Origin of the sequence: Amycolatopsis melonis, from assembly GCF_040064235.1 — a bacterium.
Taxonomy (GTDB): Bacteria; Actinomycetota; Actinomycetes; order Mycobacteriales; family Pseudonocardiaceae; genus Amycolatopsis; species Amycolatopsis melonis.
Genome location: NZ_JBDZYD010000004.1, coordinates 119581 through 142107, shown reverse-complemented (window position 1 = coordinate 142107; position 22527 = coordinate 119581). Strand labels below are relative to the sequence as shown.

The window sequence follows — 22527 nt, the reverse complement described above, 5'->3', positions numbered from 1 at the left end:
CGGGCTTGCTGGGAGAGAGATCCGGTGTGCTCCCTTCAGCCGCCGGGCGGTGCCAGCAGCATGTCGCGGACATCCAGGCGCTCCTTGACGAATCCGAGGTCCTTCATGGTGTCGGCGACCTTCTGCATGCCGTCGACGTCGATCACCGGCGGGTAGGTCGCGATGCGCACGTCGTCGACGTCCCCCGGCGCGACGCCGAGGCTTTCGACCAGGACGGAGTTGAGCACCGCACGGTTCTGGACGTCGGCGACCCCGCGGGCGAGCGCCCGCTGGAACGCGGCGATGACGGTGGGCTCCCGCCCGGTCTCCTCGGCGGTCGAGAACCAGCCGGACAGGGGCAGGTGCGCGTTGCGGCCCACCGTCACGTCGAAGATCGGAACGGCACCGGCCTTTTCCGCCTTGGTGACGAACGGCTCGGCAAGCACCGCCCCGTCGATCTCGCCCCGCATCAGCGCGCCGATCATGGCGTCCATCGACATCGGGACCCAGCGGATCGTCGCCGGGTCCACGTGGTAGCCGCGGAGCGCTTCGGTCGTGCCGATGTCGGAGATCGACCCGGTGGAAACGACGCCGATCCGCTTGCCCGCGATCTGGTTGCCCTCGGTGAACCCCCCGCCGGGCGCGCCCATCATCATCAGGTGGCCGTTGCGCGCCACGTAGGCCGCCGCGACGATCTTGACCTGCGCGATTCCCCTCGCCTGTGCGGTGAACGCGCCGGGGTAGCTCGTGAAGGCGATGTCCAGCCGCCCGCTCGCGAGCTGGGCGATGGCGTCCGGGCCGCCGCGGAACTTCTCGATCTCCAGGTGGATCTTTTCCTCGGCGAAGTAACCCCGTTGCAGGGCGCGGTAGAGCGGGGCGGTGTCGACGACGTCGAGCAGGCCGATCCTGACCGTGACGAACGGCGGGTCGGCCACCGGGACGGAGTCGCGGCCCCGCTGGAAGAAGTAGAGACAGCCGGCGACCAGGATCGCGACGGCCGCGACGGCGGCGGCGACGGCAGGCCAGTGGCGGCGGGTCCGGAAGACCCCGCCGCCCGCCTGATCGGGCGGGCGGTCGCGGTCGTGGCCCAGCTCGCGCGCCTCGACGACCGACGCGAAGGTGTCGGCAGGCAGCTCGTCCCCGAACAGGCGGGCCAGAAACCTCTCCTGCCGCCCGGGATCGTTCCGGCGCAACGAAGATTCGTACATCGCATGGCGGAGGTCGGCGAGGCGAGCTTCGAGATCGTTGTGGTCGATCCTCTCCTCGCCTGCATCGGACGGTTCTCGTCGATTACGCATCGCAGACACACTCCAGTCTGGTTTCCACTGCTGTCGAAGATCTACGCCGAACCCGGCAACCGGTCGATGTCCAGCAGGCGTCTCAGCTCCTCGAGTGCCACCGCGAGCCGGCGGGCGACCTTTCCCCGGCTGATGCCGAGAATGCCGACCGTTTCGGCTTCGGACAGGTCGTCGAGGTACCGCAGCTCCACCACTTCGCGCAGGTCCGGGGCCAGCCGCATGATCGCGGCGAACAGGTCGAGCCTGCCGCACCGGTCCTCGGCGAGATCGAAGTTCGCGGCGATTTCGTCGACCTCGCTCGTGGGCACGGCGTGTTTCTTCCGGAACTCGTCGCAGATCATGTTGCGGGCGATCCGGATGGCCAGCCCGATGTGCGACGACACCGGTCCCCCTTTCACCAGCCTGCGCCACAATCGGTGGAAGACCTCGTCGATGATTTCCTCGCAGTCCAGCCCGCGCCCCTGCGCCAGCACGTACCGGCGCACCCGCGCCCGCAAATCCGGGTAGACCTCCTCGATCTGCTTTTTGAGGTCGGCGAATTCCTTGGAATGCCGGTCGATGCTCACTCGGGATCGCCCTTCGGTGTGCTGTCGGGTTTTCACCGGCGGGTTGCGCGCGCAGCCACAACGGGGTAGCCGGACGAGATACCCCCGAGGCACGCCGCCGCGCCCGATGTCACCCGAAAGGGCTAGTATTTGTCCAGGAATTGTCAGCCGGCCGGTATTCCGGTCACCGGCCGAGAGACGTTTCCGGCCGCGTCACCACCGCCACCAGCTCCGCCCGGACCCGCTCGTGATCGTCCAGCCGGTGCTGCCCCGAGTACAACCGGCAGCAGGCCCGCAACGCCTCGGCCGCCTGCCCGGCCCGCCCCGCCGCGCGGTGCACCTGGGCCAGGCGCTCGGTGACTTCGGCTTCGAAGAACGCGTTCTGCTGTTCCTGGCTCAGTTCCAGGGCTTTTCCGTAGCAGCGTCCGGCTTCGCCGAGGTCGCCGGTGCGCAGCGCGACGAAGCCGAGGACGTCCCAGGTGACCGCCGCGCCGCTGGGATTCCGCTGCTCCTCGTGCAGTGCCAGTGCCTGCCGGGCAGTGCGGGCCGCGCGCTCGAAGTCGCCGAGTTCGGCGCACTGGCGGGCGGCCGAAGCCAGCGCGTGCGCCCGCCCGACGCTGTTGCCCGCCCGCTCGTACAGCCCGGCCGCCTCCTCCGCCGCCGCCAGTGCCGCCCGGTGGTCGCCCAGCAGGCCCAGCACCCTGGCCAGGTCGTGCCGGGTGTGCGCGCTTTCGCCGGGGTCCGTCCCGGCGGCCGCCAGTGCTTCCCGCAGGCACGCCGCCGCGCGGGCCGGCTCCCCCGCCCGGGTCAGCGCCCGGCCCAGCTGCCGCAGGGACAGCAGCCGCGCGGTGTCCGTGCCCAGCCGGCGCGCCGCACGGGCCCCCAGCTCGGCGGTCCGCAGATTGTCGAGCACGCGCCCGGTGCGGTACTGGTAGGTGTCCAGCGCCCGGCACAGCAGCCACGCCGTCCGCGGCCGGTCCTGGTAGGCGGCCACGCTCTGCACGATCGTCAGCTGGCGGTGTTCTTCGGCGAACCACCGCAGTGCCTCGTCCTCGTCGGCGAACCGCAGCCGCGCGGGTGTCTCGGCGTCCACCGGGCTCCGGTGGGGATACAGCCGCCGGTCCGCTTCGAGGGCCGCGGTGGCGTAGAAGTCGGCCAGCCGCGCGGTCGCGTCGTCCGCTTCGACGATCGCCCCCACCTCGAAGGCCAGCTTCCGCGCGTAGAGCCGCACCAGATCGTGGAACCGGTAGCGGCGCGGCCGGAACTGCGTCACCAGGTTCTTCAGCGCGAGTGTGCGCAGCAGCCCGGCGGCGGTCTCCCGCGGGACGTCGAGCAGGCACGCCGCGGCGGCGACGCCCAGCTCGTCCACGGGCGCGGCACCGAGCAGCCGGAACGCCCTCGCCTCGTCCTCGCCGAGCGCCCGGTACGACCAGGACAGGACGGCCTGCAGGCTGGCCGAGCCGTCACCGGCGTCGAAGGCCGCCAGCCCGCCGTCGCCCATCTCGCGGGCGAGCAGGGCGATCGGCACTTCGGGTTCGGCGGCCACCCGGGCCGCGAGCAGCGCGAGGGCCAGCGGCAGCCCGCCGCAGAGCTCGGCCAGCGCATTCACCGCCGAGGGATCGGCGGCGCTCACGTCCGGCCCGGCCAGCCGGGCGAACAGCTCGCGCGACCGGTCCGGCGGCAGCACGTCCAGCCGGACCGCGACCGCCCCGTACCGCCGGAGCCCGGGCAGCGCCGTCCGGCTGGTCACGAGCACCCGGCAGGACGGCGAGCCGGGCAGCAGCTGCTCCACCTGGGCCAGCTCCGCGGCGTTGTCGAGCACGATCAGCAGACGGCGGCCGGCGAGCACACTGCGGTAGAGCGCGGCGGCGGCCGCTTCGGCCGCGGGCACCGCCTGCTGCGGAACACCCAGCGCGCCCAGGAAGCCCTGCAGGATCGACAGCGGGCTGGCGACCACCCCCGCCCTGCCGAACCCGCCGAGGTCGGCGTACAGCTGGCCGTCGGGGAAGCGGGCGGCGTTGCGGTGGGCCCAGTGCAGCGCCAGCGCCGACTTGCCGATCCCGCCCGGCCCTTCGACGACCGCGACCGGAGCGGCCGCCAGCGCGTCCTGCAGCGCGGCGGACTCGGCGTCCCGCCCGATCAGCCAGGCGGGTGCCGCGGGCAGCTGACGCGGCAGCACCCGGTCCGCCGCCGCACCTGGCTCGTCCGTGCGCATGGATCCCCTCCCCGTGAGGCACCACGTCCCATGGTGGCGCGGTCACGGAGGCGGACACAGCGGCTGGTCAGGTGGTTCGGGGCTGCGGTCGCCTGCCGATCACGTGTACCAGGTCGGGGCCGGGTACTCGCCGAGGAGTGCGTACGCACCCACCTCGCGGCGCTTGTACGGCAGCGGGTCGTGCAGCGAGTGCGTCCGCAGGTTGCGCCAGAAGCGGTCGAGGCCGTACTTCGCCGCCGTCGCCCTGGCACCGGTCAGCTCGAAGATCTTCGTCGCGATCTCCAGGCCCGTGTCGACCGTGCGCTGCTTGGCCGCGGCGATCAGCACCGCCACCTCGCCCCGGGCTTCGGGGGTCAGCTCCTCGCGCGGGGCGTGCAGCAGGCGGGAGATCGCCGCCCCCGCCCGGTCGGTCAGTGCCTCCACCGCCCACAGCTTCGCCTGCAGGTCGCCGTAGCCGTCGAGGATGTACCACTCCTCCGCGGCGGTCTCCTTGTCGTCACCGCCGTAGGGCCACGCGCGGGTCCGGTCCTTGGTGTACGCCAAGGCCGTTTCCAGCGCACCCTGGGCGATGCCGAGGTAGAAGTTGGTGAACACGAGCTGGATCGCCGGCACGTTGAGCGTGTTGTACACCAGCGGCCGGAACTTCCGGTCGACGTAGCCTGCCGCCGACGCCCACGGCACGCGCACGTTCTCGATCGTCACGCTGCCGGATTCGGTGAGCCGCTGGCCGATGTTGTCCCAGTCGTCGTGGAAGGTGATCCCCTCCTGCTTCGACGGCACGATCGCGAAGATGTGGTCCTCGGTGCCCGCCAGTACGCCTTCCAGCACCGTCAGGTCGGACACCTTGCTGCCGGTCGAGAACGACTTGTGTCCGTTGTAGACGAGCGTGTCGCCGTCTTCGGTGATGGTCAGGTCGGAGTCGCGGGGGTTCACCGCGCCGCCGAAGAACAGGTTGTCCTTTGTGGCCAGTTCCTCGACGGCGGCGATCTGCTCGTCCGTCGCCACCAGCCGGGCCGCCCATGCCCACAGGTAGTGGTAACCCAGCAGCTGCCCGATCGAGCCGTCGGCCTTGGCGATCTCACGGATCACCCGGTACGCGGTCTCCCAGGTCTGCCCGCCACCGCCGTGCTCCGGCGGGCCGAGCAGGGTGACCAGCCCGGTGTCCTTGAGCAGCTGCACTTCCTGGTACGGGGTTTCGCCGCGGCGGTCGCGCTCGACGGCGTCCACGGCCAGCTTGGCGGCGACCTCGCGGGCGCGCTCGATCCAGTCGGTCATGCTCGGCTCCCCACCGGCTCGGGCGTCGCGGCGCTGCGGTCGATGTCCTTTTCCAGTTCCCTGACGATCGGCAGCACATGCTTGCCGAAGTACTCGATCTCCTCCCGGAAGTGCAGGAAGCCGAGCAGCAGCAGGCTCGCGCCCCGCCGCTTGTACTCGATCGCGCGCTGCGCGATCTGCTCGGGCGTGCCGATCAGCTGGGTGCGGAAGCCGTCGTTGTACTGCACGAGGTCGGCGAACTCCGAGTCCGACCACATGCCCTTCTTGTCCGCCGTGGAGTTGCCTGCCTGCTGCACGGCCGAGCGGAACCCTTCGACCGCCTCGACGTTGGCCTTCGCGACGATCTCCCGCAGCACCTCGCGGGCTTCCGCCTCGCTTTCGCGGGCGATCACGAAGCCGTTGAGGCCGAACCGGACGGCGTGGCCGTTCTCGGCGGCGTAGCCGCGCACTTCGGCCACCTGCTCGCTGAAGCCGTCGTAATCCTTGCCGTTGCTGAAATACCAGTCCGAGACCCGGCCCGCCAGTTTGCGGGCCGCCGTGGAGTTGCCGCCCTGGAAGATCTCGGGATGCGGACGGTCTTGACCGGAAACCGGTTTGGGCTTGATGTCGAAATCGTGGATGCGGTAGAAGTCGCCGGAGAATTCGGCGTGGTCGTCGGTCCACAGTGCCTTGAGCACCCGGATGAACTCCTCGGAACGGCGGTAGCGCTCGTCGTGTTCGAGCCAGGGCTCGCCGAGCCCGGTGAACTCGTCCTTGAACCAGCCGCTGACCACGTTCACCGCCGCGCGGCCGCCGGACAGGACGTCGGCACTGGCAATGAACTTGGCGAGCACACCGGGATGCCACAGTCCGGGGTGGATGGCCGCGATCACCTTCAGCCGCTGCGTCGCCAGCAGCAGCGCGAGGCTGAACCCGGTCGATTCGTGCTGGTATGCAGCGCCGTAGCTGGCGGTGTAGCGCACCTGCGTCAGCGCGTATTCGAACCCGTTGTTCTCGGCGGCGACCGCGAGATCCCGGTTGTATTCGTACCCCCAGTCGGTGCGTTGCTCGATATCACTGGTGACGAGCCCGCCACTGACGTTCGGTACCCAATAGGCGAATTTCAGCGGTTCATGGAGAGTGGATTCCGCGAAGGTCATGAGCGCAGCGTGGGCCACCGCGTCCCCCGGCGGCAACGGCATCCACGTCATGGGAAACAGGCCTGTTCCATCAAACGGGTTTGAGGTATTATCCGGTGATGGGAACCGAGCCGCCCGCGTTCGTCCGGCTGGCCGCGCACCCGCTGCGGTGGGCGCTGCTGACCGCGCTCGCCCGCGGCGACCTGCGGGTCCGGGAGCTGGCCGAGCACGTCGGCGAGCCGCAGAACCTGGTCTCCTACCACCTGCGGCTGCTGCGGGACGGCGGGCTGGTCACGGCCGGGCGCAGCAGCTTCGACGGCCGGGACAGCTACTACCACCTCGATCTCGGCCGCTGTTCGGCCGAGCTGGCCGGGACCGGCGCGGCACTGCACCCCGCGTTGCGTGCCGAACCCGCGCCGCCGCCCGGGCGGGTCGCGGTGCTGTTCCTCTGCACCGGCAACAGCGCCCGTTCCCCGATCGCCGAGGCCCTGCTGCGCCACCGAGCCGCGACGGCGACGGTGGCCAGCGCGGGCAGTCACCCCAAGCCCGCCCTGCACCCCGGAGCGGTCCGCGTGCTGCGCGAGGAGTTCGGCCTCGACATCGGCGGGCAGCGGCCGCAGCACCTGGATGCCGTCGCCCGCCGCCGGTTCGACCACGTGATCACCCTGTGCGACAAGGTCCGCGAAGTCTGCCCCGGTTTCCCCCACCGCCGCCACTGGAGCATCCCCGACCCGGCGACGGACGCCGATCCCGCCGCATTCTCCCGGACGGCGGCCGAGATCGACACGCGCATCCGGCACCTGCTGCCGGAACTCGGTGCAGCACAAGAGAAGGAGGTCCGGCCGTGACCGAAGAGCACGCCAGTGTCCGGTACATCGTGGACGACGTCCCTGCGGCCGTCGAGTTCTACACCACCCACCTCGGCTTCACGGTCCGGATGACGGCGGGCACAGCATTCGCCGACGTCGTCCGCGGACCGCTGAGGCTGTTGCTGTCCGGTCCGGCCAGCTCCGGCGCCCGGGCAACCCCCGCGGACGCGGCGGCGCCCGGACGCAACCGCATCCATCTGGTGGTGACCGACCTCGACGCGGAGATCGCCCGGTTGACGGGGGCGGGCGTGCGGTTCCGCGGGGAGGTGGTCGCGGGGCCGGGTGGACGGCAGATCCTCCTGGCGGATCCCGCGGGGAATCTGGTTGAGCTGTTTCAGCCTGGAGGCTGACGGTCGGCAACGAATGCGCGCCGAGCTGCCCCTTGGCCGCCGCCTCACTCCTCCCGCAGTGCCGCACGTCCGGCGTCGAAGGCCGCCAGGGCCGCCCCGACCGCGGCGGCCACCGTGATCTCGAAGATCTCGTCCTCCGTGCAGCCCGCGGCGGTCAGGCGCCGGACGTCGTCGGTCGTGATCCGCTGCGAAGCATCCCGGACCAAGGCCGCATACTCGCGCCACGGCTCCGCCAATCCCTCGCCGGTCGCCGCCGAGCGGCGCAGCGCGGGGCTCGTGTGCGCCGGCTGGTTGAAGACGCTTGTCCTCAGATCCCCTCGGTTCTCGCCGAGCAGGAATCCCGGGAATCGGTAGCCGGAACGGTGCAAAGCCCGGGTTCCCGTCTTCAGCTGGCCGTCGAGCAGCTCGAAGCCGAACGCATTGGCCAGCCGGTTGACGATGTTCCACACCAGGTTGACGTGCAGTGCCTCCGCCACCGCCGCCGACGGTACCGCCCGCACCCGTGCCGGGTCCGGGTCGGCCGAACGTGACACCTGCTCCAGGAACCCTTGCACCGCCAGGAGTTCCGGGCGGGCACTGGCCGGGTGGTCCGGATCGATCTCGCCGTGGGCGGCGATCCGCGTCAGCTCCGCGTGCGTGTCCACACAGAACGGGCACTCGTGCACGCGGGCCGTGCTCATCGCGAGGTACTCGCGCTCGCCCGGCGTCCAGTACGAGTCGCCGCGCATCGCGGGCGCGGCCAGCTCCAGCAGCGGCCGGGTCAGGAACTCCGGGCGGTACAACAGCATCTTGACGATGTCCGGGCTCGGGACGCGGGACACCGCACTCGTCACCGCCAGGAACAGCCGGGCGCGGCGGCGGTGGCCTGCGTCCAGGATGGACAGTCGCATCAGGACTCCAGTTCGGTCAGGCGGGCGGTGAGGAAACGACGGTCGGCTGGTGCCTCGACCAGGTCGAGGGCCCGCCGGTAGGCGCGCGCCGCCTCGGCGGGGCGGCCGAGGCGGCGCAGCAGGTCGGCGCGGGCCGCGTGCGCGAGGTGGTAGCGGTCGAGCCCGTCGATCTCCTCGACCAGCGCGAGCCCGGCTTCCGGCCCTTCGGTCATCGCGACGGCGACGGCGTGGTTGAGCGCGACCACCGGCGACGGCGCGATCGTCCGCAGCTGCGCGTAGAGACCGGCGATGCGCGTCCAGTCGGTCTCGGCGGCCGTGCTGGCCTGGGCGTGCTGGGCCGCGATCGCCGCCTGCAGCTGGTACGGGCCGACCGTCCCGCGGCGCAGCGCCCGCGCCAGCACCCCGAGGCCCTCCTCGATCTCCGCCCGGTCCCAGCGGCCGCGGTCCTGGTCTTCGAGCAGGACGACGTCGCCCTCGGCGGTGAACCGCGCGGCCGAGCGCGAGTCCTGCAGCAGCAGGAGCGCGACCAGGCCGAGCGCCTCCGGCTCGTCCGGCATCAGCGTGGCGAGCAGCTTCGCCAGCCGGATCGCTTCACGCCGCAGCTGCGCCGGCTCGTCGCGGCCGGACGGCGACGCGTAGCCCTTGGTGAACACGAGGTACACCACGGCGAGGACGCCGGCGAGCCGGTCGGGCAGCAGGTGGTCCGGCGGCACCTTCAGGCCGATGCCCGCGTCGCGGATCTTGCGCTTGGCCCGCACCAGCCGCTGCGCCAGCGCCGGCTCGGCGACCAGGAACAGGCGGGCGATCTGCGCTGCGGTCAGGCCGGCCACCGCCTGCAGCGTCAGCGCCACCCGCGCGTCTTCGGCCAGCGCGGGATGGCAGCAGGTGAAGAGCAGGCTCAGCCGCTCGTCGCCCACCTCGGCGAGCCGGTCGTCCGGCGGCATCGGCGTCACCCCGCTCTCACCCGCCGCGAGCCGGGCGAGCTTGGCCTGGCCAACCCGGGCGCGGCGGATCCGGTCGACGGCGCTGTTGCGCGCCGCGGTCAGCAACCAGGCCGCGGGATCGTCCGGGACCGCCGGGCCCCACGACCGCAGGGCGTGCGCGACCGCGTCCTGCAGGGCGTCCTCGGCCAGCTCGAAGTCGCCGAGCACCCGCACGAGCGCGGCCAGCAGCCGGGCCCGCTCGCCGCGGTAGACGCGCTCGACGGCCGCGGCCGCCGGATCAGCCACCGGCGGGCCGGTGGTCGAGCCCGCGGACCCCGGCGACCGGGCGCACCTCGATCGTGCCCTGCGCCGCCATCGGGCACAGCGCGGCCAGCTCGAGTGCTTCGTCGAGGTCCCGGCAGTCCAGGACGTATGCCCCGCCGAGGTGCTCGTGGGTCTCGGTGAACGGGCCGTCGGTGACGATGGCCCGGCCGTCGCGCACCGACACGGTGGTCGCGGTGTGCTCGCCCTCCAGCGGGTGCCCGGCGACGAACACCCCGCGCCGCCGGCACTCGTCGGCGAAGGCGTTCACCGCGGCCAGCGCCTCTTCGAAGCCGGGATCGCCCGGTTCCGGCCGTTCGCAGTTGTAGATCAGCAGCATGTACTGCACGTGTCCTCCCACATCCGTCACCGAGAAGACGAACGGGACGACCGTAACTCGACAGCCGTGACGGCGGTCACTCAGCGCGTCGCGCGGCGGTCCATCGGGCCCCACTCGCGGGAGCCCTGCTCGTCGACCAGCCGGCGGGCCTCCTGGAGCACCTCGTCCGCGACCCACGCGAGCGGCTCCGCGTCCACCACCAGGGGCTCGTTGTCCGGGCCGCGGGCGATCTCGCGGCCACGCAGCACCCACGGCCGCACGCCCGGGCCGCGCAGGTCGCGCAGGTGCTCGTAGTCGTACAGGCGGCGGGCCAGCCACAGCCGCACCGAGCGGTCCTCCCACCACGGCTCGCGGCGCAGCGAGTTCGCCGACAGCCCGGGCAGCGTGATGCCCGTCAGGCCGTCGCGGCTGGACTCCTCGTCGCCGAGGTCGGTGTCCGGGCCGCGGGACCAGCGGACGTACAGGTCGCCGTCGTCCTCGGCCTCGAAGAGGCGGGTCAGCTCGGCGAGGTCCTTCACCGTCGGCAGCATGATCAGCCGGTACCCCGGGCCCGGCGGGCTAAACGGCGGTGCGGCTAGCTGGTCAGGATCTGGGGCGAGAGCACCTTCAGCGTCGCGTTGGTCCACTTGAGCTGCCGCAGCGTCTGCGGGTGGCAGCGGCTTGCCAGCTCCAGCAGCTTCGTGTCCTTCGCCGCCTGCGCGCCCTGGGCGAGCAGCTCCCAGTCCAGGGAGACGCCCGCCGCGCGGCGGTGGAGGCGGCGGAGGTCGGCCAGCAGGAGCAGGCCCGGCTCCGGGCGGCGGCCGCTCAGCTCCGCCAGTGCCGTGCGCAGCGGGACCAGCGGGCCCGGGCCGGGGACGTCCTCGCCGAGGTCCAGGTCGTGGTCGCGGCCCGCGCGGGCCAGCTCGCGCAGGTGTGCCGCCGACCAGCCTGCCAGGTCGCGGGCCACGTGGTGGACCTCGTGCTCGGCCTGGTGGCGGTCGGACGTCTTCAGCAGGTCCTTCGCCAGTGCCGTCTCCGCCCGGTGCAGTTCCCGCAGGACGAGGCCGAGTTTCATCGGACGACCTCCTCGTCGACGGCCGCGGGCACCGGCCCGGCCGGGCGCATCGCCACCGCGCCGACGCGCCGCAGGGCGGCCGCCGCCGTCTTGAACAGCGGCTGCTTGGACACCGGGTCCCAGTCGGTGAACGTCAGCTCGTTGGCGGCGCGGTCGCCGTCCTTGCCCGCCGGGTGCTCGACGTCCCAGTAGCCGTAGTGGAACGGCAGGAACAGCACGCCGTCGCGGATGCCGCCGACGCGGACCCGGGCGCGGACGCTGCCCCGCGGGGTCGAGACCTCGGCCAGGTCGCCTTCGGCGAGCCCGGCGGCGGCCGCGTCCGCTTCGGACACCTCCAGCCACACCTCGGGTGCGGCCGCCCGCAGCTGCGGGACCCGGCCGGTCTTCGTGCGGGTGTGAAAGTGGGCGAGCGTGCGGCCGGTGATCAGGTGGTACGGGTGCTCTTCGTCCGGTTTCTCGTGCGCCTCGACGTACCCGGCCGCCTTGAGCATGGCCTTGCCGTCCGGGTTGAGTGCCCGGTACTCGACCGGTTCCATCGGCGCCCCGGTGACCAGGTCGCGGCCGTAGCTTTCGCAGTAATCGGGGTCGGCGAAGAACTTCCCGTCGGCATAGAGCCGCTCTGTCCCTTCCGGACTGTCCTCTGTGCACGGCCACTGGATGCCGCCGGTCTCGCGCAGCTTGGCGTAGCTCAGTCCACTGTAGTCGCACGGGCGGCCCCGCGACGCGTCTTTCCAGGCGTCGAACGCGGTTTCGGCGTCGTGCCACTGCGGGAACGGCTCGCCGTCGTTGCCGCGGAAGTCCATCCGGCGGGCGTAGTCGAGGAAGATGTCCAGGTCGGCACGAGCGTGCCCGGGTGGCTCGACCGCCTTCTCCGACAGGTGCACCGTGCGGTCGGCGTTGGTGAACGTGCCGGTCTTCTCGCCCCACATCGCCGCGGGCAGCACGACGTCGGCGAACTCCGCGGTCTCGGTGCGGAAGACGTCCTGCACGACCAGGAACAGCCGCGAGGAGTCCAAAATGGACCGGATGCGGTGGAGCTCGGGCAGGGACACCGCCGGGTTGGTGGCCGACACCCACAGGAACCGCAGGGTGCCCGTCTCGGCGTAGCGCAGCATCTGCATCAGGTGCGTCGGCGGCCCGTAGTGCGGGATCTTCGCGACGTCGACGTTCCACAGCCTCGCCAGCTCGGCCACGTGGGCGTCGTTGGCCCAGTTGCGGAACCCGGTGAGGTCGCCGTCGGCACCGCATTCGCGCGTGTTCTCGGCGGTGGGCTGGCCGTTCATCTGCAGGACACCGGCGCCGGGCTTGCCGAGCATGCCGCGCAGCAGCACGAGGTTGTTGACGCCCACGGCGGCCGCGGTGGCCTGGTGCGACTGGTAGAAGCCCTGCAGGACCGTGCACAGCAGCCGCTCGGCGGTGCCGAGCAGCCGGGCGGCTTCGCGGATCTCGCCGGGGTCCAGCCCGCAGATCCCGGCGACGCGCTCGGGCGGGTAGGCCGCGACCGTCTCGGCGAGGTCGTCGTAGCCGACCGTGCAGCGCTCGACGTAGCCGCGGTCGACCCAGCCGTGCTCGATGATTTCGTGCAGCAGGCCGTTCATCAGGGCCAGGTTGGTCCCGGGCAGCGGCGCGAGGTGCAGCGTCGCCGCCCGGGCGACCGGGGTGTCGCGCGGGTCGACGCACAGCAGCGCCGGCGGGCGGGGGCCGGCGAGCCGGTCGAGCATGCGCGACCAGAGCACGGCCTGCGTTTCGGCCGCGTTGTGCCCGAAGAGGGCGATGACGTCGGCGTGGTCGACGTCGGTGTAGGAGGCGGGCTGGCCGTCGCAGCCGAAGGACTCCTTCAGCGCGGCCGCCGCGGTCGCCGTGCAGAGCCGGGTGTTGCCGTCGAGGTGGTTGGTGCCGATGCCGCCGCGCGCGATCGCGGCGAGGGTGTAGTACTCCTCGGCGAACAGCTGCCCGCTGGTGTAGAAGCCGAGCGCGCCGGGTCCCTGCTCGGCGAGCAGGTCCTTGCTGCGGCGGACGACCAGGTCCAGCGCCTCGTCCCAGCTCGCTTCGGTGAGTTCGCCGTCGCGGCGCACCAGCGGCGTGGTCAGCCGGTCCGGCGAGGCGTTGGCCTGCCAGCCGAACAGGTCCTTCGGGTCGAGCCGCCCGTGGTTGACGCGGTCGCCTGCCCGGCCGCGGACGCCGGCGATGCGGCCGTCCTTGACCGCGATGTCGAGCCCGTCGCCGTTGGAGTGCAGGACGGCGGCGCTGGGGACCCAGCGGTCGACGTCGGCGGGACGCAGGCCGTCGGCGAGGTGGGTGTCCACCCGGGCGGGCCATGGCTCGCCGGGTCCGTAGGGCGTCCTGGTGCCCCAGGGGTCGGTGATCCCGTCGCGTTGCGTCACCGCCGGACCTCCTCGCATGACTCGGCGGCGCGCGGGTACCCGCCGCCGCGGGCGGCAAACCCGTCCGTCCGGCAGGCATGGGCACCGCCGAAAGCGGGTACTGCGCCTGGAGTGGGTGCCAGAGGCGACCCCGGAAGGAGGCCTGCGCGCCGGTGAAACCGGATCCCGGGCACGCCGATGCGGCGGCGCTGCGCGACTACGTCGAAGCCGTCGCGGAGCTGCTGCGTGTCGAGCCGGCGGCGTCGTGGAGCGAGTACGGCAGCCCGTCGACCGCCTACGTCGCGCTGGCCGACCGGTCGGCGCGCCACCCCGGGCGGCTGCTGATGCTGCAGTGGTCGGACCGCACCGGGTGGAGCCTGGCGCTGGAACCGGCCGGGGCGGAGGAGCCGGTGGTCCTCCTGCAGTGGCCGGCACCGGCCCGGCCGCGGCCCGCGGTGGTGGCCCGGCGGGTCCGTGACGCGCTCACCGAACTGGCACAGCCCCTCGAAGACGGCAAGGGAGTTCTTTCATGACCCAGACTGTCGGTGACTACCTGCTGCAGCGGTTGCGTGAGTGGGGGGTGGAGCAGGTCTTCGCCTATCCCGGCGACGGGATCAACGGCATCGTCGCCGCGTTCGGCAAAGCCGACAACCAGCCCCGGTTCGTGCAGACCCGCCACGAGGAAATGGCCGCCTTCGCCGCCGTCGGCTACGCCAAGTTCACCGGCACCCCCGGCGTCTGTATGGCCACCTCCGGCCCCGGTGCCATCCACCTGCTCAACGGCCTCTACGACGCCAAGCTCGACCACGTCCCCGTCGTGGCCATCGTCGGCCAGACCGCCCGCACCGCCGTCGGCGGCAGCTACCAGCAGGAAGTCGACCTGCACAGCCTCTTCAAGGACGTCGCGAGCGAATACCTGGTCGAGGTCACCGTCGCCGAACAGCTGCCCAACGCCCTCGACCGCGCCCTGCGCACCGCCCAGGCCTCCCGCTGCCCGACCGCGCTGATCATCCCCGCGGACCTGCAGGAGGAGGAGTACTCGCCGCCGCAGCACGCGTTCAAGCACGTCCCCTCCAGCCTGCCCCACACCGCCTGGCCTCACCCCGTCCCGGCCGAGGCGGATCTCGACGCCGCCGCCGAGATCCTCAACACCGGCGAAAAGGTCGCCATCCTCGCCGGGCAGGGCGCCCGCGGCGCGGCCGAGGAACTCCGGCAGGTCGCCGAGGTCACCGGCGCCGGGATCGCGAAGGCCCTGCTGGGCAAGGACGTCCTGCCTGATGACCTGCCGTATGTCACCGGCGCTATCGGGCTTCTGGGCACCCGGCCGAGCTACGAACTCATGCGTGACTGCGACACCCTGCTCATCGTCGGCTCCAACTTCCCGTATTCGCAGTTCCTGCCGGACTTCGGGCAGGCGCGGGCGGTGCAGATCGATCTGGACGGCCGGTTCATCGGCATGCGTTACCCCACCGAGGTCAACCTCGTCGGCGACGCCGCCGCGACCCTGCGTGCCCTGATCCCCAAGCTCACGCCGAAGTCCGACCGGTCGTGGCGGGAGACGATCGAGAAGAACGTCACCGCCTGGTGGGATACTGTCGACCGCGAAGCCGCCCTCGACGCCGACCCGGTCAACCCCATGGCCGTCGTCTCCGAGCTGTCGCGGCAGATTCCGGACAACGCGATCGTCACCGCCGACTCCGGGTCGTCGACGAACTGGTACGCCCGCAACCTCCGCATCCGCGGCCAGATCCGCGGGTCCCTGTCCGGGACGCTCGCCACGATGGGACCGGGAGTGCCGTATGCGCTGGGGGCGAAGTTCGCCCACCCCGACCGGCCCGTCATCGCCCTCGTCGGCGACGGCGCCATGCAGATGAACGGGCTGGCCGAACTGATCACCCTCGCCCGCTACCAGCACCTGTGGACCGATCCCCGCTGCGTGATCTGCGTCTTCCACAACAACGACCTCAACCAGGTCACCTGGGAACTGCGCGCCATGGGCGGCGCCCCGAAGTTCGAGGAATCCCAGACTCTCCCGGACGTCGACTACGCCGGATTCGCGCTGTCGCTGGGGCTGACCGCGGTCACTGTGGACAAACCGGACCAGCTGGCTTCGGCCTGGGACACCGTGCTCACCGCTCAGAAACCCGCGGTGCTGGACGTCCGCTGTGACCCGGAGGTGCCGCCGATTCCACCGCACGCCACCTTCGAACAGGTCAAGTCCGCCGCCCAGGCCGTCCTCAAGGGCGACCCCAACGCCCTCCACCTCGTCACCCAGGGCGTCAAGACCAAGATCCAGGAATTCCTTCCGGGGCAACGATGACCGAGGTCGTGGTGGTCACCGGGGCCAGTGGCGGGATCGGGCGCGCCGTCGCGCGGGCCTTCGGTGCCCGGCAGGCGCGGGTCGCCCTGCTGGCGCGCGGGGAAGAAGGCCTGCGGTCCGCCGCCGGGGAGATCACCCGGGACGGCGGGACCGCGCTCGCGATTCCCACCGACGTCGCCGACTTCGCTCAGGTCGACGCGGCGGCCGAGCGGGCCGAGAAGGAACTCGGCCCGCTCGACGTGTGGGTGAACGTCGCGTTCACGTCGGTGTTCGCGCCGTTCGACGAGATCGAACCCGACGAGTACCGGCGCGTCACCGAGGTCAGCTACCTCGGGTACGTGCACGGCACGATGGCCGCCCTGCGGCGGATGAAACCCCGCGACCGCGGCACGATCGTGCAAGTCGGGTCGGCGCTCGCCTACCGCGGGATTCCGCTGCAGAGCGCGTACTGCGGCGCGAAGCACGCGATCCAGGGCTTCAACGAGGCGCTGCGGTGTGAGCTGCTGCACGACGGCAGCCACGTGCGGACCACGATGGTGCAGATGCCGGCGGTCAACACGCCGCAGTTCTCCTGGGTCCGGTCCAAGCTGCCGCGGCACGCGCAGCCGGTGCCGCCGATCTACCAGCCGGAGGTCGCCGCGCGCGCCGTGCTGCACGCCGCCGCCCACCCGCGCCGCCGCGAGTACTGGGTCGGCGGCAGCACCGTCGGCACGCTGGTCGCGAACGCCGTCGCGCCGGGACTCCTCGACCGCTACCTGGCCCGCACCGGCTACCGGTCCCAGCAGACCGGGTCGGCCGACCCGGCAGGCCGTCCGGAGAACCTGTGGGCCCCGGCCGACCGCGCCCGCGACTACGGCGCGCACGGCGAGTTCGACGGCCAGGCGACCCCGCGCAGCGTCCAGCTGTGGGCGAGCCGGCACCACGGGCTGCTGGCCGCGGGCGGCGGCGCCCTCGCCGCGGCGGCCGTGGCGGCCTGGCGCCGGATCCGGTCCGGTGCCTGACACACGGGCAGTCACCGGGGGGCACCCCATCCGGGGAGCCTCTTCCCGCATACTGGTGACGAGCCGGGTTGAAGGAGGAGCGGAGTGAGCACGACCGCGGACGACCCCTTCGTGCACCCCGCCTTGTTCTACCGCGGGGACGCGGAGTACCTGGCGGGCACCGTGCCGTTCGTCTGGGGCGGGCTCGCCGCGGACGAGCCGGTCGCGGTCGCGGTGCCCGGCGACAACCTCACCCTGCTGCGCCGCGAGCTCGGCGACGACGCCGGCCGGGTGCACCTGCTGGACATGACCGAGGCAGGCCGCAACCCGGGCCGGATCATCCCCGGGGTGCTGCGCGCGTTCGCCGACAGCCACCCGGACCGGCCGGTGCGGATCATCGGCGAGCCGATCTGGGCGGCGCGCTCCGCCGTCGAGTACCCGGCCTGCGTCCAGCACGAGGCCCTGATCAACCACGCGTTCACCGGCCGGGACGTCACGATCCTGTGCCCCTACGACGTCGACGCCCTCGCCGCGGAGATCGTCGCCGACGCCGAGGCCACCCACCCCGTCCTCATCGACGGCGCCGGCCGCCGCGCCAGCACCGCCTACGCCCCGGACAAGGTGATCGCCCGGTACAACGAGCCGCTGCCCGAGCTGCCGGGCGCGTTCGAGCTGAAGGACACGACGGACCTCGCGGCGGCCCGTGCGCTGGCCCACGTCCGGGCGGCGGCCACCGGCCTGTCCCCCGACCGGGTCGCCGACGTCGAGGTGGTCGTCACCGAGCTGCTGTCCAACAGCGTCGAGCACGGCAGCGGCACCGGCACCGTCCGCCTGTGGACCGGCGACGGCGAGTTCGCCTGCGAGGTCCACGACCGCGGCCGCCTCACCGACCCCCTCGCCGGCCGCCGCCCGGCCGGGCCGTACCAGACCCGCGGCCGCGGGCTCCTGCTCGTCAACCACCTCGCCGACCTGGTCCGCCTGCACACCGGCGACCACGGCACGACTTTCAGGGCTTACTTCCGCACCTGAGCGGGCGGGACATGCGCAGGGGCAGCTTCACGGCCTGAGCACACCCGCCGGGCACGGCAGCTTCACGACCCGCTTCCGCGCCTGAGCGGGCGGGGCATGCGCAGCGTGAGCTTCACGACTTGGTTCCGTTCCGTGCCTGGACGCACCCGCCGCACCCTCACGACCTGCTCCCGCGCCTGAACCGCCGGTGCACCCAGCCGCCCGTCACGGCACCGATAGCCACGCCGCCGTACACGTCCGTCGGCCAGTGTGCCCGGGTTCGCAGCCTGCTGTAACAGACCGCCGCCGCCAGTGGGGCGCACACCGTTGCCGTTTCCGGGGCCGTGAGCGCGGCCGCGACCGTGAACGCCGCCGCCGTCGTCGCGTGGGTGGACGGGAATGCCGGCGACTTCGGCTGGTCGAGCAGGGCACGGCGGGCCGGGAGCCGGTCGGCCGGGGGACGGCGGCGGCGGACCACCGCCTTGAGCACGTGCCCGAATGCCATTCCGGCCGCGCCCGCCGCGAGGCCGTGGCCCGCGGCGCGGCGGCGGTCACCCGGGCGGCGGGCCAGCCAGGCCGCCACGAAGAGCCAGAGCAGCCCGCCGCGCGCCGCGGCGCTCAGCGCCGTCACCGGCCAGGCCGGCCGTGTGACGGGAAGGTCGTTTTCGTCCGGTCCGTCTTCTTCACGGTGGGGCATGGCCACCAATTGCCCTGGCCCAGGCCGGTTCAATCACCCGATCCTGTCCATCGTGGAGGATCGCCGCGACGTTTACCCGCCCGCCGAACGGGTATCCCCGCTTTCGTGAACGTCCCGCGGCGAACCCGGTTCCGTGCAGCGGCCGCGCTGGCCGCGGTGGCGGCCCTCACCGCGGGCTGCGGTGCCGACCCGCAGGCCGACGTCGTGCACGCCGGCCGCGAGATCCGCGGCCAGCTGGAGCTGCTGCGGCTGGTGATCACCGCCGACCGGGACTCCGTCCCACCGGTGCCCAGCCTGTCGATCACCGTCCGCGACGCCGCCGACGAACTCGGCTCCGCCGGCCAGGACGTCGGCGACCTGACCGACGACCGGGCCCGCGCGGCACTCGCCTCGATCACCGACCGCGGGGTCGCGCTCGCCCACCGGCTCGACGCCGGGCTCGGCGACGGCACCGACGCGGGTCTCGACGAGATCGACGCCCAGCTGCAGGGCCTGATCGGCGAACTCGCCCGCTGGGGCGTGACGCGATGAGCAAGCGGCTGCTGGCAGTGACCCTCGGTGTCCTCACCGCTGTCGGCGGTTTCGTCGACATCGGCGACCTCGTCGAAAGCGGCGTCGTCGGCGCCCGCTACGGGATGGCCCTGGTCTGGGTGACCCTGCTCGGCGTCCTCGGGATCTGTGTCTACGCCGACATGTCCGGCCGCGTCGTCGCGGTGTCCGGGCGTCCTGTGTTCGACCTCATCCGCGAGCGCCTCGGCCCGCGCATGGCGCTGCTCAACCTCGCCGGGTCGTTCCTCATCACGCTGCTGACCGTCAGCGCGGAGATCGGCGGCGTCGCGCTCACGATCGAACTCGCCTCGGGCGTCGACCGGCTGATCTGGGTGCTGCCGATCGGCGTGCTCGTCTGGCTGGTGATCTGGCGGGTCGGCTTCGAGCGGATGGAGACCGGCTTCGGCCTCGGCGGCCTCGCGATCGGGGTGTTCGCCGTCGCGATCTTCTTCCTGCACCCCGACTGGTCCTCCCTCGGCGCGCAGATCGCCGGGTTCGGCCCGCCGCCCGACCAGGCACTGCCGACCTACGCCTACCACGCAGTCGCGCTGTTCGCGTCGGCGATGACGCCGTACGAGGTGTTCTTCTTCTCCTCCGGCGGTGTCGAAGAAGGCTGGAAGGTGAAGGACCTGCCGGTGCAGCGCGCCAACGTGCTGCTCGGCTTCCCCCTCGGCGGGCTGCTCGCCATCGCCGTGATGGCCTGCGCCGCGACGGTGCTGTTCCCGGCCGGTGTCGACGTCGGCCAGCTCAGCCAGATCGTGCTGCCGGTGACGCTCGCGCTGGGCACCGCCGGGCTGGTGATCGTGCTGATCGGGATCTTCGCCGCCACCTTCGGCGCGGCGCTGGAAACCGGGCTGTCGTCGGGATACATGCTGGCGCAGTACTTCGGCTGGGACTGGGGCAAGCGCCGCGCGCCGCGCAACGCCGCCCGGTTCCACGTCTCCGTCGCCGCCGGCCTGCTGGTCGCGGTGCTGGTGGTGCAGACCGGGATCGACCCGGTCGGCCTCACCGAGATCTCGCTGATCTTCTCCGCGGTGGCGCTGCCGCTGACCTACCTGCCCGTGCTCATCGTCGCCAACGACCGCGAGTACCTCGGCAAGCACGCCAACGGGCACTTCAGCAACATCGTCGGGTTCGCCATGCTCGTCGTCATCGCCGTCGCGGCGCTGGTGGCGATCCCCCTGATGATCTTCACCGGAGCGGGCCAATGAACCCCTGGACCGACCGCGGCCTCGTCGACCTGGCCGACGCACTCCTCGACCGGCAGATCACCGGCGAGGACGGCACCGTCGTCGGCAAGGTCGACGACCTCGAGCTGCGTGCCGAGGACAACGGCACCCACGTCGTCGACGCGCTGCTCGTCGGCCCCGAAGCCCTCGCCGACCGGCTCGACGGCGTCACCGGCAAGCTGCTGCGCCGGATCGGCCGCGGCTTCCGCACCCAGGCGCCGCAACGGATCCCGATGAACGCGATCCGCGACGTCGAGCCGACCGTCGTCGTCACGACCGCCGTCGCGCAGGCCACCACCAGCCCGTCGGAGGACTGGCTGCGGCGCAAGGTCGTCGACCGCATCCCGGGAGCGGGCCGTGCGAGCCAGTGAGCTGCTGGGCCGTCCGGTCCGCGACGCGGCGGGCCGGTCCGTCGGCGCGGTCCGCGAGATCCGCGCCGAGGCGGTCCCGCGCGGCGACGGGCTGCCGGACCTGGTGGTGCGGGGGCTGATCGTGAGCCGCACCCGCGTCCGGCTCTTCGGCTACCAGCGTCACGACCAGCGCGGGCCGGCGCCGCTCGTGGCGCTCATCCGGTGGCTGCACCGCCACACCCGCTACGTCGAGTGGGCGGACGTCGACCTGTCCGGCCCCGTGGTCCGCCTCCGGCGGCCGTTCGCGGAACTGACGCCGATCACCGGCGGCTGAGAGGATCAGCCGCGGCCCGGGATCTCCGTGCCCCGCTCCCAGCCGGACGGCAGCCTGCTGACGTTCAGCGCATGGTCGAGCCCGCTGGCGGACAGGGCCCGGCGCACGACGCGGTTGTCGCCGGTGACGATCCGCAGGGTGGCGTTCTCCCGCGCGGTCCGCGCCTGGATGCCACCGAGGGCGGCCAGCCCGGCGGAGTCGAGGAAGTCGACCTCGGACAGGTCGAGCACGAGCACCGGGAACCGCCGGTGCGCCCAGGTGCTCAGCACGGAGCGCAGCTGCGGAACGCTGTCCTCGTCGAGGGCACCGCGGATCCGCACCATGACGGCGCCGAAGTACGGCCGGATCACCTGGATGTCGAACGCACTGCTGCCGGGCACAGTGTGCTGCGACGGCGACACGGGGATGGCCGTCGCGGGGGGCTGGACGACTAACATCGTTGGCACGCCTTCATTCGGAGACGACGTGACGAGCGGGCCTCGGCGGTCCGCTCGAACGGGGAGGGCGAAGTCGGAGGGGACGGCTGATGCTGCTGGAACCGCACTTCGCAGCGTAGCCCTTGATCCAAACGGCGCAACCCCGCCAACGGCCGAACCCGGCGCCGCCGCACGCGGTGCGGTGGTCACGAATTCAAACCACCCATCCGGGTGAGGCTCAGGATTTCTTGCGTTTCTGCGGTGTCTTGAACCCGCGCAGCGCGCCGGCCAGCTTGCTGCCCCACTTCACCGCGGCCAGTACCGCCCCGGCGGCCGCGCCGGCGACCAGGGTGATGGCCGGCCAGTTGTCCTTCCACCAGTGTTCGACCTGTTTCGGCGTGGACGCGTGGACGTCCACCTGCGTGACGAACGTGCTCGTGTCCAGCGAGCCGACCGCCAGGAGGCGGCCCGCCGGGCCGGTGACGACGGCGGGCTCCAGTTCCAGCTGCAGCTGGTGGTTTCCGGGCTCCCGCGCGGTCACCCGCCACGACCAGTTGGCGACACCGACCGGGTTGAACTGCCGCGCGGTCCATTCTGCGGGCTCGACGGTGACCGCGTCGTCACCGACGACCCGGGCACTCAGTACGCACTGCACGGCGATCTGCGTGCCCGTCGGGCTTGGCCCGGGGACGACCTTGGCCGGCGGCAGCGGAACGTCGCGGATGTCGACCGCGGCGACGTACACCGCGGAGACGCCCAGCTCGAGCGGCAGGGTCTCCGGGTAGTCGATCTGGCCGAGCCGCCAGGGAGCATCGCCGGGCGGACCGTGCACGCAGTCGTCGATGAACCGGGCGATCGCCGACGTGGCGGGCTCGGGACTGACCGGCGGGGTCGGCCGGGTCTGCGGCATCGGCGGCGAGACGGTGCGGATCGTGGGAATCGGCGCGGTTTCCGAAGTCACGCACCGGTCAGGAGGGCAGTTCCGGGCAGGAGGTGAACAGGCGAAAGTCAGCATGCCGAGAGCAGCGACCACGAGCAGCAGCCCGCCGGGCGGTCGTCCGTCCACGTTCGGCATCATCCGCGCTCCCCTCCCTCACTGAAGGG

Annotated in this window: 24 protein-coding genes; 10 read left to right on the top strand and 14 right to left on the bottom strand. The window is 72.3% G+C overall.

All coding sequences use genetic code 11. The features are described 5' to 3' along the window. Positions 1–35 precede the first annotated feature (35 nt). The 5 genes from ABJI51_RS11640 to sfnG form a co-directional block, all read right to left on the bottom strand. A complete protein-coding gene (locus ABJI51_RS11640) occupies positions 36–1277 on the bottom strand; it encodes an ABC transporter substrate-binding protein (protein ID WP_348950020.1) in 1242 nt (413 codons plus the stop codon). Positions 1278–1318: 41 nt separating this feature from the next. Continuing rightward, positions 1319–1843 (bottom strand): RNA polymerase sigma factor, encoded by a 525-nt coding sequence (locus ABJI51_RS11635; RefSeq protein WP_348950018.1) that lies wholly within the window; start codon positions 1841–1843, stop codon positions 1319–1321. A 163-nt stretch (positions 1844–2006) separates the two neighbouring features. Beyond that, a complete protein-coding gene (locus tag ABJI51_RS11630; RefSeq protein ID WP_348950017.1) occupies positions 2007–4037 on the bottom strand; it encodes an NB-ARC domain-containing protein in 2031 nt (676 codons plus the stop codon). A gap of 99 nt (positions 4038–4136) precedes the next feature. Continuing rightward, on the bottom strand, positions 4137–5312 hold the full coding sequence (locus ABJI51_RS11625; RefSeq protein ID WP_348950015.1) for an acyl-CoA dehydrogenase family protein: 1176 nt from the start codon (positions 5310–5312) through the stop codon (positions 4137–4139). Further along, entirely contained in the window at positions 5309–6451 is a 1143-nt protein-coding gene (sfnG, locus tag ABJI51_RS11620; RefSeq protein ID WP_348950014.1) for a dimethylsulfone monooxygenase SfnG, read from the bottom strand. The genes ABJI51_RS11625 and sfnG overlap by 4 nt, the downstream gene beginning before the upstream one ends. Before the next feature lie 98 nt (positions 6452–6549). On the opposite strand from sfnG, the gene ABJI51_RS11615 reads away from it, so the two are divergent. Both ABJI51_RS11615 and ABJI51_RS11610 read left to right on the top strand, forming a co-directional pair. Further along, positions 6550–7278 (top strand): arsenate reductase/protein-tyrosine-phosphatase family protein, encoded by a 729-nt coding sequence (locus ABJI51_RS11615; RefSeq protein WP_348950012.1) that lies wholly within the window; start codon positions 6550–6552, stop codon positions 7276–7278. Next, positions 7275–7649 (top strand): VOC family protein, encoded by a 375-nt coding sequence (locus ABJI51_RS11610; protein WP_348950010.1) that lies wholly within the window; start codon positions 7275–7277, stop codon positions 7647–7649. The genes ABJI51_RS11615 and ABJI51_RS11610 overlap by 4 nt, the downstream gene beginning before the upstream one ends. A 44-nt stretch (positions 7650–7693) precedes the next feature. Here ABJI51_RS11610 and ABJI51_RS11605 read toward each other — a convergent pair whose 3' ends face one another. The 6 genes from ABJI51_RS11605 to ABJI51_RS11580 all read right to left on the bottom strand — a co-directional run bounded on the left by ABJI51_RS11605 (position 7694) and on the right by ABJI51_RS11580 (position 13561). After that, a complete protein-coding gene (locus ABJI51_RS11605; protein ID WP_348950009.1) occupies positions 7694–8539 on the bottom strand; it encodes a carboxymuconolactone decarboxylase family protein in 846 nt (281 codons plus the stop codon). Then, a complete protein-coding gene (locus tag ABJI51_RS11600; protein WP_348950008.1) occupies positions 8539–9768 on the bottom strand; it encodes an RNA polymerase sigma factor in 1230 nt (409 codons plus the stop codon). The genes ABJI51_RS11605 and ABJI51_RS11600 overlap by 1 nt, the downstream gene beginning before the upstream one ends. Further along, positions 9761–10132, bottom strand: coding sequence for a YciI family protein (locus ABJI51_RS11595; protein ID WP_348950006.1), 372 nt, complete (start codon positions 10130–10132; stop codon positions 9761–9763). Before ABJI51_RS11595 ends, ABJI51_RS11600 begins: the two co-directional genes overlap by 8 nt. A gap of 71 nt (positions 10133–10203) precedes the next feature. Then, a complete protein-coding gene (locus ABJI51_RS11590) occupies positions 10204–10653 on the bottom strand; it encodes a DUF6098 family protein (RefSeq protein WP_348950005.1) in 450 nt (149 codons plus the stop codon). A gap of 44 nt (positions 10654–10697) precedes the next feature. Further along, positions 10698–11177: a hypothetical protein gene (locus ABJI51_RS11585; RefSeq protein ID WP_348950003.1), complete on the bottom strand. Its 480-nt coding sequence runs from the start codon at positions 11175–11177 to the stop codon at positions 10698–10700. After that, on the bottom strand, positions 11174–13561 hold the full coding sequence (locus tag ABJI51_RS11580) for a molybdopterin oxidoreductase family protein (protein WP_348950001.1): 2388 nt from the start codon (positions 13559–13561) through the stop codon (positions 11174–11176). Before ABJI51_RS11580 ends, ABJI51_RS11585 begins: the two co-directional genes overlap by 4 nt. 152 nt (positions 13562–13713) lie before the next feature. Here ABJI51_RS11580 and ABJI51_RS11575 point away from each other — a divergent pair, with 152 nt between their 5' ends. The 4 genes from ABJI51_RS11575 (at position 13714) to ABJI51_RS11560 (ending at position 17869) form a co-directional block, all read left to right on the top strand. Beyond that, entirely contained in the window at positions 13714–14073 is a 360-nt protein-coding gene (locus tag ABJI51_RS11575) for a DUF6292 family protein (RefSeq protein ID WP_348949999.1), read from the top strand. Continuing rightward, complete coding sequence (locus tag ABJI51_RS11570; RefSeq protein ID WP_348949998.1) at positions 14070–15860, top strand: thiamine pyrophosphate-requiring protein; 1791 nt, start codon at positions 14070–14072, stop codon at positions 15858–15860. The genes ABJI51_RS11575 and ABJI51_RS11570 overlap by 4 nt, the downstream gene beginning before the upstream one ends. Beyond that, complete coding sequence (locus ABJI51_RS11565; protein WP_348949997.1) at positions 15857–16861, top strand: SDR family oxidoreductase; 1005 nt, start codon at positions 15857–15859, stop codon at positions 16859–16861. Before ABJI51_RS11570 ends, ABJI51_RS11565 begins: the two co-directional genes overlap by 4 nt. An 84-nt stretch (positions 16862–16945) precedes the next feature. Next, the gene (locus ABJI51_RS11560; RefSeq protein ID WP_348949995.1) at positions 16946–17869 is read left to right on the top strand and encodes an anti-sigma factor RsbA family regulatory protein; all 924 of its coding nucleotides are present in this window, start codon (positions 16946–16948) and stop codon (positions 17867–17869) included. A gap of 157 nt (positions 17870–18026) precedes the next feature. Here the strand turns inward: ABJI51_RS11560 and ABJI51_RS11555 are convergent, their stop codons facing one another. Continuing rightward, complete coding sequence (locus ABJI51_RS11555) at positions 18027–18479, bottom strand: phosphatase PAP2 family protein (RefSeq protein WP_348949994.1); 453 nt, start codon at positions 18477–18479, stop codon at positions 18027–18029. Between the two features lie 171 nt (positions 18480–18650). Here ABJI51_RS11555 and ABJI51_RS11550 point away from each other — a divergent pair, with 171 nt between their 5' ends. From ABJI51_RS11550 to ABJI51_RS11535, 4 genes are read left to right on the top strand one after another with little or no spacing between them, the layout of a single operon-like run. Continuing rightward, positions 18651–19076, top strand: coding sequence for a hypothetical protein (locus ABJI51_RS11550; protein WP_348949992.1), 426 nt, complete (start codon positions 18651–18653; stop codon positions 19074–19076). Then, complete coding sequence (locus ABJI51_RS11545; protein ID WP_348949990.1) at positions 19073–20305, top strand: NRAMP family divalent metal transporter; 1233 nt, start codon at positions 19073–19075, stop codon at positions 20303–20305. Before ABJI51_RS11550 ends, ABJI51_RS11545 begins: the two co-directional genes overlap by 4 nt. Beyond that, complete coding sequence (locus ABJI51_RS11540; protein ID WP_348949988.1) at positions 20302–20694, top strand: PRC-barrel domain-containing protein; 393 nt, start codon at positions 20302–20304, stop codon at positions 20692–20694. The genes ABJI51_RS11545 and ABJI51_RS11540 overlap by 4 nt, the downstream gene beginning before the upstream one ends. Beyond that, positions 20681–21007, top strand: a complete 327-nt coding sequence (locus tag ABJI51_RS11535; protein WP_348949987.1) for a hypothetical protein — start codon at positions 20681–20683, stop codon at positions 21005–21007. The genes ABJI51_RS11540 and ABJI51_RS11535 overlap by 14 nt, the downstream gene beginning before the upstream one ends. A gap of 5 nt (positions 21008–21012) precedes the next feature. Here the strand turns inward: ABJI51_RS11535 and ABJI51_RS11530 are convergent, their stop codons facing one another. Beyond that, on the bottom strand, positions 21013–21444 hold the full coding sequence (locus ABJI51_RS11530) for an STAS domain-containing protein (protein ID WP_348950828.1): 432 nt from the start codon (positions 21442–21444) through the stop codon (positions 21013–21015). 217 nt (positions 21445–21661) lie between these two features. After that, on the bottom strand, positions 21662–22384 hold the full coding sequence (locus ABJI51_RS11525; protein ID WP_348949985.1) for a hypothetical protein: 723 nt from the start codon (positions 22382–22384) through the stop codon (positions 21662–21664). Positions 22385–22527 lie beyond the last annotated feature (143 nt).

What these genes read in the sequence shown, in the direction of transcription:
- ABJI51_RS11640 (WP_348950020.1), bottom strand. Translation starts at nt 1,277, where the DNA reads ATGCGTAATCGACGAGAACCGTCCGATGCAGGCGAGGAGAGGATCGAC.
- ABJI51_RS11630 (WP_348950017.1), bottom strand. Translation starts at nt 4,037, where the DNA reads ATGCGCACGGACGAGCCAGGTGCGGCGGCGGACCGGGTGCTGCCGCGT.
- ABJI51_RS11625 (WP_348950015.1), bottom strand. Translation starts at nt 5,312, where the DNA reads ATGACCGACTGGATCGAGCGCGCCCGCGAGGTCGCCGCCAAGCTGGCC.
- sfnG (WP_348950014.1), bottom strand. Translation starts at nt 6,451, where the DNA reads ATGACCTTCGCGGAATCCACTCTCCATGAACCGCTGAAATTCGCCTAT.
- ABJI51_RS11615 (WP_348950012.1), top strand. Translation starts at nt 6,550, where the DNA reads ATGGGAACCGAGCCGCCCGCGTTCGTCCGGCTGGCCGCGCACCCGCTG.
- ABJI51_RS11605 (WP_348950009.1), bottom strand. Translation starts at nt 8,539, where the DNA reads ATGCGACTGTCCATCCTGGACGCAGGCCACCGCCGCCGCGCCCGGCTG.
- ABJI51_RS11590 (WP_348950005.1), bottom strand. Translation starts at nt 10,653, where the DNA reads ATGCTGCCGACGGTGAAGGACCTCGCCGAGCTGACCCGCCTCTTCGAG.
- ABJI51_RS11585 (WP_348950003.1), bottom strand. Translation starts at nt 11,177, where the DNA reads ATGAAACTCGGCCTCGTCCTGCGGGAACTGCACCGGGCGGAGACGGCA.
- ABJI51_RS11570 (WP_348949998.1), top strand. Translation starts at nt 14,070, where the DNA reads ATGACCCAGACTGTCGGTGACTACCTGCTGCAGCGGTTGCGTGAGTGG.
- ABJI51_RS11565 (WP_348949997.1), top strand. Translation starts at nt 15,857, where the DNA reads ATGACCGAGGTCGTGGTGGTCACCGGGGCCAGTGGCGGGATCGGGCGC.
- ABJI51_RS11545 (WP_348949990.1), top strand. Translation starts at nt 19,073, where the DNA reads ATGAGCAAGCGGCTGCTGGCAGTGACCCTCGGTGTCCTCACCGCTGTC.
- ABJI51_RS11540 (WP_348949988.1), top strand. Translation starts at nt 20,302, where the DNA reads ATGAACCCCTGGACCGACCGCGGCCTCGTCGACCTGGCCGACGCACTC.
- ABJI51_RS11530 (WP_348950828.1), bottom strand. Translation starts at nt 21,444, where the DNA reads ATGTTAGTCGTCCAGCCCCCCGCGACGGCCATCCCCGTGTCGCCGTCG.